The organism is Kitasatospora sp. CMC57 (genome assembly GCF_045866025.2).
In the GTDB taxonomy this organism is placed as follows: domain Bacteria; phylum Actinomycetota; class Actinomycetes; order Streptomycetales; family Streptomycetaceae; genus Kitasatospora.
In genome coordinates this window covers 6,885,397-6,899,138 of sequence record NZ_AP035881.2, presented here as the reverse complement: position 1 = coordinate 6,899,138, position 13,742 = coordinate 6,885,397, and the positions used below count along the sequence as shown (strand labels likewise).

At 73.6% G+C, this 13,742-nt stretch carries 4 protein-coding genes; 3 read left to right on the top strand and 1 reads right to left on the bottom strand.

Translation table 11 applies throughout. From position 1 onward, the window contains the following. Nucleotides 1-5: 5 nt before the first annotated feature. Together ACKUU6_RS31025 and ACKUU6_RS31020 are read left to right on the top strand one after the other, a co-directional pair. Nucleotides 6-734, top strand: coding sequence for a hypothetical protein (locus ACKUU6_RS31025; RefSeq protein WP_407991882.1), 729 nt, complete (start codon nt 6-8; stop codon nt 732-734). 6 nt (nt 735-740) lie between these two features. Continuing rightward, nucleotides 741-10,934, top strand: a complete 10,194-nt coding sequence (locus tag ACKUU6_RS31020; RefSeq protein ID WP_407991881.1) for a toxin glutamine deamidase domain-containing protein — start codon at nt 741-743, stop codon at nt 10,932-10,934. Nucleotides 10,935-11,182: 248 nt separating this feature from the next. Here the strand turns inward: ACKUU6_RS31020 and ACKUU6_RS31015 are convergent, their stop codons facing one another. Next, nucleotides 11,183-11,854: a rhomboid-like protein gene (locus tag ACKUU6_RS31015; protein WP_407991880.1), complete on the bottom strand. Its 672-nt coding sequence runs from the start codon at nt 11,852-11,854 to the stop codon at nt 11,183-11,185. A 203-nt stretch (nt 11,855-12,057) separates the two neighbouring features. Here ACKUU6_RS31015 and ACKUU6_RS31010 point away from each other — a divergent pair, with 203 nt between their 5' ends. Further along, a complete protein-coding gene (locus tag ACKUU6_RS31010; RefSeq protein ID WP_407991879.1) occupies nt 12,058-13,665 on the top strand; it encodes an FAD-binding oxidoreductase in 1,608 nt (535 codons plus the stop codon). Nucleotides 13,666-13,742: the final 77 nt, after the last annotated feature.

Genomic DNA, 13,742 nt, shown 5'->3' with positions numbered 1-13,742 from the left:
GCGACATGGAAGAGCAGCAGCTGAGGCAGGTCGACGCGGTCCAGGCGGCCGACCCGGTCGCCGCCCGGGTGGCGGCCGACGCGGTCGAACCCGCCGAGCCGGCATTGGCCCGGCTCGAACCCATGCAGGCCGGCGAACCCATGACCGCCCGGGTCGCGGCCGACGCGCTCCAGCCCACCACCGCCCGCCTCGAACCCATGCAGGTCGGCGAGCCGATGACGGCCCGCGCGACCACCGACGCGGTTCGGATCGCCGCCCAACCCGTCGAGAGCAGCAAGCGGTTGGCGGCGTCCGGTACGCCCGCCGGAGGCGGCGATGCCGGGCAGGGGTTCCAGGTCGACCCCGAGCAGTACCGGGCGGCGGTCGGTCCTGTGCTCGCGGGTTCGGACCAGCTCAACGAGCTGACGCGTGGTCTGAACGCCTACCTGTCCGGGATGAACGCCCGCGCCCCGTGGGGCAACGACGACTCGGGTGAGAAGTTCGCCAACGGTGAGAAGGGCTATCTCACATACAGCGGAAAGGTCTTGGAGGGTCTCGGCAACCTCCCGACCGCCCTCAAGTACATCGCGGACGGGATCAAGGCGATGGCCGAGAGCTACGACAACGCCGAGGAGGCCCTCTCCACCGGCCTCACCTCGATGGAGGCCGAGCTTCCCGAGACCGCGCTGTTCCACCCCGACCTCGCCCTGCGGGACATCGCCCAGGGGCGTCCGCACCACACCGGAAGGCCCTGATCAACCATGGCGGTAGAGCTCCCCGAACCCCTTCAGTGGGTCCTGCTCCTGCTGGCCGGCACCCGCTGGCCGGAGGGTGAGGAGGATGTGATGCGCGAGATGGCCGACCGCTGGCGCGCCACCGGGGAGACCCTGGCGGACGTCGGCACGTCGGTCGGCTCTGCCATCCAGCGGGCGCTCGACGGCCAGCAGGGCAAGGCTGCCGAGGGCTTGGCCACGCACTGGGCCAAGTTCTCGGTGGGCAAGGGCACGGAGGAGGACCCCGGGTTCTTCCCCGGCATGGTCAAGTCCTGCGAGGGCATGGCCGAGATGCTCGACAACATGGCCAACTCGACCGAAACCGCGAAGATCCAGATCGTCGCCCAACTCGGCATTCTGGCCTTCGAGATCGCGACTGCCGAGGCTTCCGCCCCGTTCACCGCCGGGGCCTCGCTGGCCGCCATCCCGGCGGCGGTCGCGGTCAGCCGCGTCGTCGTGCAGCAGATCCTCAAGAAGCTGCTGAAGGAGGCGCTGGAGTTCGCGGCCAAGGAGGCGGCCCAGGAGGTCGCCATCAACCTGCTGGCCCAGACCATCCAGATCGCCGAGGGCAACCGCACCGGCCTGGACGGCAAGGAGCTCGGGCAGAGCGCCCTCGGTGGCGCGGTCGGCGGCGCCTCCGGCAACCTGATCGGCAAGGGCCTGGGATCGGCGGCCGGCAAGGCCGGGCTCGGCAATGCGTTGGAGTCCGTCGGCGGCAAGATGGTGCACGGCGCGGCCGTCGGCGTCGGCGCGGACGTCTCCACCCAGCTGATCACCACCGGCACGGTCGACGGCGGCAGCCTGCTCGGCTCCGGCCTGAGCGGCGGCTCCAACGTCGGTCTCCAGCACGGGGCTTCCGCCCTCAAGGGCAAGTTCGGCGGCGACGTCCCGGACGTACCGACGGGTGGCAGCCTGCCGAGCACGGACGCCCCACCGGTCTTCGGCGGACGGCCGGGTGGTCCGTCCGGCACCGGCGGCTCCGGCGATTCGTCCACTTCCTCGGGGACGCACAGCACCGGCGAGGACGGTGGCGCCGACGCGTACCGTGGCCCGAGCGGCGGCGGTTCCCGCTCGACCGACAGCGGGGGCGACGGGGTCCCGGGTCCGATCACCAGTGGCGGGGGACGGACCCTGGCACCGTTCGGCTCGGACCGCTCCGGTGGGGACTCCATCCACGCGAACACCGGTGGTTCCGGCCTGGGCTCGCCCAACTCCGCTCTCCCCCACTTCGGTTCGTCCGACACGGCAGTGCGCAGCGGCGGCGACACCGCACCGTCCGGGGGCACGCCCTCCACCTTCGACCGGAGCCCGGTCGCCGACACCGGCACCCGCTCCGACTCCACCGCTCGCCCGGAGCCGGTCGCCCACACACAGGCACCGGCCCGCACGGAACCGGCGCCTCACACCGAAGCCGCTCCCCGGACGGAACCGGCCCCTCACACCGAGACCACACCCCGCACCGAGACGGCCCCGAGGCCGGAGCCGACCGCCCGGACGGAACAGCCCCCGGCCGTACAGCCGGAGCAGACGACCCGTCAGGCCGAGCCGGTGCGCCAGGCTGACCCGGCACCGCGTCAGCCCGACGCCATGCCAGCCACCGCCGACCACGCCCCGCCGCCGCAGAGCGAGCACGCTCCCTCGCGGGGCCAGACCGACGCCCCGCCCGCCCACGCCGACAACCGCTCGGACACTCCGCCGGCCCGGACCGAGACCGAGCCGACGGCCCGTCAGCAGACCGACTCGGTCCGCCCCCAGCAGGACCCTGCCCCGACGATCCGCCCCGAGGGGAACGGCCCGCATCAGCAGGCCGACCCGACCGACCCGGCCCGCCCGCAGCCCACCCAGCACGAAGCCGCCGCTCCACGTCCCGAGCCCAAGCCCGAGCCCCGGACCGCCGCCGCACGGCCGGACACCGACCAGAACACCGCGCCGCAGCCCCGCCCGGAGGCCGAGCCGACGCCCCGTCAGCAGCACGCCCAGGCGGACCCGCCGCCCCGCACCGAGCCGGACCCCCGGCAGCAGACGCAGCCCCACCCCGAGCCCGTCGCCGCGCACGCCGACTGGGTCTCCCCTGAGCCCACCACCGTCCGGCCGGACCGCACCGTGCCCGAGCCCACCGGCGATCGGACCGACCCGCACGCCCCGGTGTCGGAGAGCACCCGTATCGCGGGCGGACCGATCATCGTGTCACGCGCGGCCGCCACCACCCCTGACCGTACGGACGCGCCGCTCCCGCCCACCTCGGACCTGACGACCAATCAGCCGGGCCAACCCACCACCGTCCCCGTGCCGCCGACCTCGGCCGCCCCCGTCTCCACTCCGCCCCCGGCCTCGGCCGGCGGCACCCGCCCCCGTCCGGAGGGCTTCGGACCGGTCCGCCGACCGTCCGCCCCGGACGCCCCGACCCGCACCGAGGGTCAGCCGTCCGGAGGCCCGCGCTTCTCGCCCCGTCCGGACATCACCCGCCCGGACACCACTCGGCCCGCCGGCCCCACCCCCGACAGCGGCCCGCGCGGCACCAAGCGCGGCCGCGAGGACGACGCCCTCCCGCAGGGCCGCCCGGACGGCCCGAAGCGGCAGCGCACCCCGGCGTACGAGAACAGCGCCGGGCCGCTCCGCAACCGTGGGTACGAGCCGGCCACGCCGGAGCAGTACCAGGCGCTGACGGACCACCTGGACCGTCACGGCAGCGTCCCGCACCCGGAGTTGACCCCCGAGCTGCTGGACCACGTCAACCCGCACAGCGCGACCATGGACGGCGGCGACCTCTACAGCTGCCTGGAGGCGGTCGAGGCGCTGCGCGACACCCACTACGGCAACCCGAGGCCCTCCGGCCTGCCGCACGCCTCCGTCCCGGAGACCGAATCCGCCTGGACCCTGACCAAGCGTCACGGCACGCCGGTGCCGCTCGGCACCGGGCAGCACGGGGTGGACTCGGTGGTCGACCAGGTCCGCGACGCCGGGCCCGGCAGCTTCTCCACCGTGCTCTTCTCGAACGGACCTGGGAGCCAGGGCCACGTGGTGGCGCTGGTGCACGGCCAGGACGGCGGACTGCGCTGGGCCGACCCGAGCACCGGCGAGGTCCGCGAGGCCAGGCCGGGTGCGCTGCCCGGTGACTGGGCGGACGGTCAGCACGTCTGGGCGGCCACCTCCGACCCGGCCGGCGATTCGGTCAACTCCCGGCTGGACCACTCGGTCTTCGACGGTGACGCGCCGACCTTCGGTGTGCTCTCGGTGGTCACCGACGGCGCCGCGCTCGCCCCGGCGGACCGGGACGTGGTGCGTCAGCTGGCGAAGGACATCGACGCACAGGTCGAGCACGCCGCCGAACTGGCGCTGGCCAACCCGGAGTCGGTGCCGGACCTCGACGGCTACACCCGACGCTGGAACGAGACCTACCGGGAGTGGGTCGCCCCCCGGACCACGCCCGAGCGCCGGGCCGAGCTCCAGAAGTGGCTGCCCAGCCAGTTCGGCTACGTGGTCGAGTCGATGACCACCCAGATGATCCGCGACAACGTCACCCTTCCGGCGGGCTACTCCATCGACACCCAGGTGACGCACGGCTCGACCCGTCCGGACCTGGTGATCACCAAGGCCGACGGCGGGGGCGGCAAGACCGAGCTCGGCTGGTTGGACATCACGGCCGACAGGTCGGAGGGCCACATCGACGACAAGCAGAGCTCGCTCTGGAGCAGCCGGCCGTACGTGGCCGAGACGCTCTACCCGTCGCTCGACACCACCCGGCTCGGCACCGGCGGCTCGCCCGAACAGCGGGCGCTGGTCCAGGCGTTGGTGCAGGCCCAGGAAGCCCAGGCCCAGCAGTTCAAGCAGAACCTGGACGACTTCAAGGACAAGGTCCCCGAGCCGGCCGAGGGCAGCAAGAAGAAGCGGCAGACCGAGATCGAGAAGAGCCTCGGTGAGGCGCTCGGCCGGGACCGGAAGCTGACCCCGAGCGAGGCCCGGAACGTTCTCAAGGGCCTGGCCCAGCAGTACGGTTCGGACTACAGCCCGGCCCGCTACGGCTACAAGAGCACCGACTCCGCGTCCTACGTGGAGGGGCAGCGCATCCTCCGGGACCACTTCGACCCCGGCACCGCCACGCCCGCCCCGGCCGCCGGCCCCTCCGCCCCGACGGCGCCGCTCGCGACGCAGCGGTCCGACGCCAGCATGCAGGACGTCTCGCCTCCGCCCGCCGCCACCGATCGCTCGGTCGGCACCGGGGACCTCACGGAGACGCCGCGCTCTGCGCCGCCGCAGGACGACTACCGGGTCACCCGGCCGGCCGACCTCGCCGACCTGACCCGCGAGCTGCCCCAACTCCCGCCCCGGGAAAGGGCACAGGCCATCGAGTCGCTGCCCGCCTCGGACCGTCGCGGTCTCGCCAGGGACCCGGCCTTCGTGGCCGCGCTGCGCGACACGCTGCCCCCGGGGGAGTTCGCCAAGACCGCCGCCCAGCTCATGGTGGACGTCGACCGCAGCACCGAACGGCCCGCCTCGGCCCGGGTCGAGGCGACGGCCCAGCTCGCCCGGATGCTCCAGTCCCCGGACACCGCAGCGCGGTTGCTCACCGAGGGCAGCCGCGTGGTCGTGGTCCCCAAGGACGTGCCGATGACGGACATCGGCCCGTTCGCCCATCTCGGCGGCCGCACCGCCGACAGCGAGGCGGGCGGCGGCCGCGGCTGGGACGACGTGCGCGGCTCCGGCGGCAAGTGGGCCGCCGTGACCGAGGAGAACCTGCTCGGCGAGCGCACCACCGTCGGCCCGGACCAGCACTACCCGGACGGCTACTCCACCACCACGCACGAATTCGCCCACACCATCCAGAAGTTCGGCCTCTCGGAGGCCGACCGACAGCTGATCGGCGACACCTTCCGGGCCAAGCTGGACGACGAGTCGCTGCCCCGCCTGTTCGGCGAGGACGGCCCCTCCGGCTGGTCGGACGGCCCGCGCCGCCGCGCCGACGGCAGCGAGGCGGAGAACTACGCCGCCCGGGACGAGGACGAGTACTTCGCCCAGCTCAGCAACGCCTACCTCGGCACCAACCACGGGACCGACCCGTACACCGGTCAGCCGCGCAACAACGGCGCGGACTGGGTGCGGGCCCACGAGCCCGAACTCCTGCCGTTGCTGGAGCGGTTGTACGGCCCCGACCCCTCCGCCCGGCACGACGGCCCGGCCAACCCGGTGCGCGCCACCGACGCCGAGAACGACATCTACCAGGGCCTGCGCGACTTCACCGCCCGGGTGGAGGGTGACGTCCCGCCGCAGGAGACCGACCCTGACCGCTCCGAGCCCGTCGACGCGGACCGCGGCGTTCCCGTGGCCGACGACAGCGACCACCCGGCCCCGCCGCCGCAGGCTGCGCCGACCCGGACCGAGGGCGACGGCCCGCAGCACTCCTGGCCGTCCACCGGCCGGGTGGTCCCCGATCCGGCCGACCGCGCGGCCGAGTTGGCCGACCGGTACGGCCTGGCCGACCGGGAGGCACTGACCGAGCAGGTGAAGGCGGTGCGCACGGGCGACCTCGACGCCGTACGCGACCTGTTCGGGCAGGAGCACGGCCCTGACCTTCTCAAGGACCTTGGCCGCGAGGTGCCCGAACACACCCTCTGGCGACTCGGCGACGAGCAGCCGGACCGGTCCGGCCAGGTGCGGGACGTCATCGCGCACCGGCGCGGCGGCGTACCTCCCACCGACCTGGAGGTCGACGCCCGGCGGGAGGTCGCCCGGACGCTGGCCGGTCGGCCGGAGATCACCGTGGTGGTCGCCTCCGGCCCGGGCTCCGGCCACCAGGCCGCAGCAGTCAACATGATCCGCTCGCTGCGTGAACTCGGCTACGACGGCCAGGTCAACGTGGTCGCGCCGACCAACGTGCGGGCCAGGCTGGACCGCATGCTGGCGGCCGACCTGCTGGGCGGCGGTCAAGTGCACTACGCCCCGGACGAGTTCGACCCGCACGGCGAGGAGGCCCAGCAGGCCCCCGTCCGCTCCGGCGGGCTGACCCTGGTCGCCGCCAGCGACGAGATCGGGGCGGACGGAGACAACGCCAAGGCCCTGCTCTCCTACACCGGCGCCGACAAGGCTGTGGTACTCGCGCCGTACGCCTGGGAGATGTCCACCCGTGCGGTGTTCTCCCGCACCGAGGACGGCGGCTTCGGCGTCCTGCCGTTGGAGGGGACGGTCGACCGGAAGAACGCGCTGTACCAGCAGCACGTCCCGGCACCGGATCCGAGCTCCTTCCCCGATAACCCGCGCCTCCAGTCGGTGGCCGACCGGGTGACCTCGGGTCAGCTGGACCTGATGCCGCTCTACGGCCTCGCCCGGCTCACCCCGGACCGGCAGGCCGGCGCCCCCGACTACCTGGCGGCCGGCATCCACCAGGCCGGCCTGGGCAAGCCTGCCGTGCTGCTCCAGGTCGGCAACCACGAGATCCCCTACGCCCCGCCGTACGAGCAGCCGTGGCTCAAGCGGGCCGACCTCTCCGACCCGGCGCTCGACGCCGACGGCCTGAACCGGCTGCTGGACGGGCTCAGCCCGGACGACGTGCTGGTGCTGCGCTCCGGCCCGCTGGACCAGGCCGCCTTCGAGAAGGTCTTCCAGCTCGGCGGTCTGCCCGCCGTCCAGGAAGGCGCCAACACCACCGGCACCAGCCAGCTCACCGGCCGCCCGTACTTCTCCCCCGTCACCGCCACCACCCCCTACCCGGAGGCGGTCTCCTCGACCGCCGCCCAGGACCTGTCCGACCGCGCGGGTGACCATCTGTCAGACGACACCAAGGCGGGGCTCGCCAAGTCCTGGCAGAGCGCGCTGCGGCCCGAGGCCGACCCGGCCGAGGTCGCTACCGCCGTGCGCGAACTGCGCGCCGCCGCCGACGTGTTGGCCGACGCGGCGGACGGCTCGACCGACCCGGCACAGCAGCGCGCCCTGCGCGAGACGGCCGAGAACGGCCAGAAGAGCGCCGACGCCCTGGAGCGCTCGCACCGGGCGGTCGCCGTCCACGAACAGCTCCAGCAGGTCACCGACGCCCTCGCCGCAGGAAATGACTGGACGGCCGCGGTCGAGGAGGCCCCGGCGTACGACAGCCTGCGCAAGGCCGTCTACCAGCGCGAGGTCGCCGACGGCTGGCTCGCCACCCTGCCCGCCGACGACACCTCCGGCAAGCCCTTCGGCCTCAGGAGCGACCAGCTGTACGGCTTCGCAGAGGCCCTCGGGCACGACTACGACCGGCTCGGTGACCTCCTCGGCGAAGGCATGACGCCGGAGCAGCGCGCCGCCCTCGACCACGCCCTCACGCCACAGGGGCGTATGGCCGAGGAGCGCGTGATGATGAGGGAGGGGAAGCTCGCCGAGATCCCGCTCGGCACCGTGCCCGAGGCCCGGCAGCGACTGGCGGACGTGGCCGGGGCGATCCGTGAGCTGGAGGCCGGGTACGTCAGGGAACTTCAGGAGTCAACCGACCTCCGGAACGAGTCGACCGCGCCCCGGCCGGACCAGGTCCAGGTCATCGCCGATGTGCTCAACGGCTTCGCCCAGAAGGGCTCGCCGTACCAGCAGTACACCTCCGAGCTCACCGGGCGGGCCAACGACTGGCAGCAGAACCAACTGCTGATGGCTCTCCTCCACCTCGACGACCAGCCCCACGAGATTCTCCGCACCTCCCCGCCCCCGTCCGTCGAACCCGAGGCCGCCCCGGAGCACAGCCCGATCCCGACGCCCCGCGAGGAGTCCACCCCACTGCCGGAGCCTGCCCCGGAGGTGCGGCAGCCGTCGCCCGAACCGGTGCTCACGGCTGCGCAACCGCCGAGCCCGCAGGCGCCGTTCCGGCCGCAGAGCCCGGACCACGGGCCCAGCCTCTTCGACGACGACTTCACCCTCAACGACGACAGCGACACCGAGAGCGCACCCCGAGCCGAAACCGGGCCGAGCCTCTTCGACGACGACTTCGTCCTGAACGACGACAGCGACAGCGACGACCAGCCCGCACCGCCACCGCCCGCCTCGGCCAGCTCCGCCGTGCCCACGGCCCCCGCACCGCTCCAGCTGGGCCCGGTCCGCGCCGACGGCGGCCCCTCCGGCTTCGGCTCGACGAACCGTCAACCCGCGCCCGGACGGACCGCGCCGCCCCACCCCACCGACCGCTCCGTTTCCGCCCCGGACCGGGGCGAGCCGCCGGCCAAGCGACGCCGCACCCCCACCTACGAGAACACCGACGCTGTGCTCCACGACCGTGGCTACCGCCCGGCCGACCCCGAACAGCACGCCGCACTCCGCGAGTTCACCGACGGCCGGCGCTTCCCTGAGCCCACGCCCGAGCTGCTCGGCCTGATCGCCCCGCACCAGGAGCCGGTCTCCCCGAGCCCGGACTTCCGCCTCGGGGACGACCTGCAGAGCTGCCTGGAAGCCGTCGAGGCCTACCGGGACACCCATTACGGGCGCCCCCGCCCGTCCGGGCAGACCCTCTCAGGAGCGGTCGAACCGAGCGCCGCCCAGGTACTCAACCGCCGCCACGACCTGCCGCACCTGTTCGGCGAGGGCCGTCCCGCCGTGGACGCCCTCCTCGACCACGTCGGCCGCGGTGGCCCGGGCTCCTTCGCCACCGTCCTGGTCGGCCGGGAGGGCGAGGTCGGCCACACCGTCGCACTCGTCAACGGGGCCGACGGGACGCTCCGTTGGGTCGACCCGAGCACCCGTCGGTCCTGGGAGGCCACCGCCGGTTCGCTCCCGGACCCGCGCACCACCGACTGGAAAGTCTGGGCCTCGGCCGCCGGCCCGGACGAGTCGGCCCTTCCCGGCCTGACCCCGGACCGGGGCTTCCAGGCAGAGTTCGGCGCTCCCTTCAGCCTGAGCTCCCTCTTCGGCGTGCCCCAGGTGGACACCCCCGCCCAGACCCTGCCGACCCCTGCCCCGCAGCCGCTCCAGCTCCCCGACCCGGTGGCCGCGACGGCCGAACTCACCACCACCCCGGCCGCCTTCCTCGAGAACCACATCCTGTCCTACGACGGCTCCCTCGGCATGGAGCTCCGCACCCCGGCGCTGTCCCAGAACGAGGCCCGCGAGTTCATGGCCTGGGCCAACACCCAGCCGCAGAACTGGTTCGTCCTGGTCCCGGACCCGCGCCGCAACGGCGCGCTCGTCCTCACGCCCGCCGTCGAGAAGTACGTCGAAGCGCACCCGGACCACCCGTTGGTGTCCCGCTACGCCGAGCGCTTCGCCAACCCGCCGGCCGGTCAGCAGTACCTCTCCTCCTCCTACATTCCCTATCTGGCCGGCGCCCCGGGCGGACAGCTGCACACGGTCGGTTCCACCACCGTGCCGCTCGACCCGGACGGCACCCCCGGCTCGGAGTTCGTCTTCACCGCCGTGATGAACGGCTGCGCCCTCGCCGTCACCCCGGGAGACACCCCCGACACCTTCAAGGCCTGGCACTACCAGTCCTGCTCCACCAACAACTCCAGTGCCCTGGAGTTCCGCCGCACCCAGCGGCCCACCGACTGGTTCGGCCCGGAGGAGTACGAGAGCGGCACCCAGACCGCCCTCTACGAGGTCACCAACCTCCTCTGGAAGAGCCCGGTGGACGGCTGGCAGGTCGTCAGCCAGGAGACCACCGTGGACCCGTCCGACCAGGCCGGTGCCACCGTCGCCGCCGTCCGACAGCGACCGCTCCAGCTCACTCCGCCGACCGCGAACGAGGAGGCGGTCCACCTGGCCCGGATCTACACCGGCATGGCCGAGTCCGAGCTCAAGCGCTTCGACGCCGACGTCGAGAACGTCCTCGGGCAGGACTGGGGCAACCAGCGCACGCAGGTCCAACTCCGGCTCCAACTGCTGCGCAGCAACCTGCTGGTGGGCCTGGTCGACCTCCGCGAACAGGGCCACCTCGACACCCGCGCCTACTTCGAGGGCTCCACCGTCGCCGCCACGCCTCTCCCCGGCCCGCTCCCGGACACCACCTTCGACTCCCTCGCCGCCCTCGCCGAGTCCGTCCCGGCGGAACGCGAGCGCCTCGGTACCCAGATCAAGGACCAACTCGACGCCATCAACGCGGCCACCCCCGTCAAGGACCGCGACTGGCGCCAGGGCAAACTCGACCAGCTCCTGACGACGTTCCTCCCCTCCCCTGCCGCCACCACCCCCTGGCACCACCACCTCGCCACCGAGACCACCGACCACCCACGCGCATAGTCGGCGCAGCCCGTCGGCGTGGATGTAGGAGTCCCCGGAGCCCCGCGTTCCTGGTCTCCTTGTAGCCGTTGGTGGCGGTCAGTGTGTAGCTGACCGTCGGCATGCCCGACGGGCTCTCCGATCGTCGGGGCGCGCTGCGGGCACCCTTCGGCGACACGGTCACCACGGACAACTGATCGTCGTGAGAGGCGTCGCCGTCCACCCGCCCCGTTTCCGGGTCTACGAGCTCCGGCCCCTGCTGCCGCCGCTCAAGGCTTCCGCAGCGGCAGCTCCCGCAGCCACCGCGTGCGGGAGGCGAGCACGCCGAGGGCGAGGGCGATCAGGTGTCCTGCGTCGGCGAGTTGCTGGTCCAGTGCCCACGCGGTCGCCAAGGCGACGGCGAGGGCGGGGAGGCCGTACCGCCGAAGCCGCGCGGGCCCGAGGGCGAGCAGGCAGCCCCCGGTGGCCACCAGGCCGTAGCTGATGCCCACGTCGCGGGCGTGCGACAGCGCTCCCGGGATGCCCGTGCTGAGCATCACCGCCATGGCGCCCTCGGTGAGCAGCGTGGCGCCCAGGTGCCCGTACACGAAGACGGCGCCGGCCCGCAGAGCCCCCCAGCGCCATTCGGCGAGCCCGACCACCAGCGCGACCGCCACGATGCCCAGCCACGCAGGCACTCCGTCGACCACCAGCCCGCTGGTGAAGAGCGTCCACCACTTGCCGACCTCCATGTGGTGGACGTTGCTGCTGTTGTGCCGGATGAAGCGGGCCCGCTCGCCCCGGCCCTGGCTCGCGAGCCACCACGCCACCGCCGCCAGCAGCAACACGTACACCGTCGTCAGCGGGACCCGGGCCGGCACCCGGGCGGCCGGGCCGGGGTCCGGCGTCCGCCGAACGGTTTCGGGGCGGCTGCCCGTTCGTACTCCGCCGCGCTCACTCATCGTCACTCGCCTGACTCGCCCTCGGCCCACGCCGGGCCACCGCCCGCGCCGGGCTCGGGTCGAGCCTAGCGACCCCGGTAGGTCCGTCCGCCCCGAGACCCCGATATCGAGAAGTCGAGCGCGGCACTCGGGGGATCGCACTCAGCGCCGGGTGCGGGAGAATCCGTCGAGAGCAGCGACCGACTGCGAGACGGAGCGCGAACATGACCGAGACCAGCCCACGGCCCGCAGTCGGTCGACGCACCGTCCTCCGGCTGGCGGCGTCCGCGACCGCCGCCGCAGCCCTGACCGCGTGCAGCGGCTCCGCATCACCCGCCGGCCCCGGCTCACCATCTCCCTCCGGTTCCTCGTCCCCGTCCCCAACCGTTCCCGTCGGCCCCGCCGACTGGGCCGGCCTCGCCAAGGACGTCGAGGGAACGGTGATCCGGCCCGGGGACGCCCAGTACGCCGACGCGAGCCACCTCTACCAGCCACAGTTCGACGCGATCCAGCCGAGCGGGATCGTGTACGTCGCGAACGCCCAGGACGCGGCCACCTGCCTCGCGTTCGCCCGCAGGTACGCCGTACCGGTGGCACTGCGCAGCGGCGGCCACAGCTACGCGGGCTGGTCCTCGGGGACGGGCCTGGTGCTGGACGTCGGGCGGCTGAACGCCGTGACGGCCTCCGGCTCCGGCGCCGTGGTCGGCTCCGGGGCGCGCCTGCTCGACGTGTACGCGGAACTGGCGGGCCGGGGCGTCACCGTGCCGGCCGGCTCGTGCCCGAGCGTCGGGATCGCGGGGCTGGCGCTGGGCGGCGGAGTGGGGGTGACCTGCCGGGCGTACGGGCTGACCAGCGACAACCTGACGGGTGCTCAGGTGGTGACCGCCGACGGGCGGATCCTGCGGGTGGACGCCGTGACCGAGCCAGACCTCTTCTGGGCGCTCCGAGGGGGCGGCGGGGGCAACTTCGGCGTGGTCACCTCGCTGGAGTTCCGCACCCGCCCAGCGGTGGACTGCACGTACGCGTTCCTCTCCTGGCCGTGGTCCTCGGCGGCGGCGGTCCTGCGGGCCTGGCAGGGATGGGCACCGAGCGCCCCCGACCAGATGTGGGCGGACCTGCACCTGCAGGGCTGGCCGGACGGCCGACTGGAGCTCACCAGTACCGTCAACTACCTCGGTCCACAGAGCGAACTGTCCGATCTGATCGACCGGTTGGGTGTCAGGCCCTCCTCGGTCTCGCTGCACACGAAGCCGTACCTGGACACCATGCAGGTGATGGGCGGGGTCGCGGGGTTCTCCCGCGCGCAGTCCCACCTCCCGGGCACGCTGCCCGGGCAGGATCCGCAGGGGCGGCTGACCCGCGTGTCGTACGCGGCCCGGTCGGACTTCTACACCCGCGCGCTCGACGGCACCGGCATCGCGGCCATGGTCAAGGCGGTCGAGCGCTACGCGCGGACCGCACCGCAGGGCGGCAGCTCGGCGGTGGCCCTCGGCGCGCTGGGCGGCGCGGTCAACCGGATCCGCCCCGAGGACACCGCCTTCGTCCATCGCAGCGGGCTCTTCCTGGCCCAGTACATCGCCAACTTTCCGAGCCCCGGCCCGACTTCCGGCACCGGCGTGGACCAGTCCCGCCGCTGGCTGGACGACGTGTGGTCGACGATGCGGCCGTACGCAAGCGGGGAGGCCTACCAGAACTACACCGACCCGCAGTTGGGCGACTGGGAGCAGGCCTACTACGGCACGAACGCGGCACGCCTGCGGCGGGTCAAGCGCAGCTACGACCCGCAGGGACTCTTCCGCTTCCCGCAGGCGGTGCCTGGCCGGGCCCGCTGAGCCGGCCGGCCGCCGCGCGCCGACCGTGTCTGAGGGCCGATCAGGCGGGTTCCGGAGTCGGCCGGATGCGCTGTCCC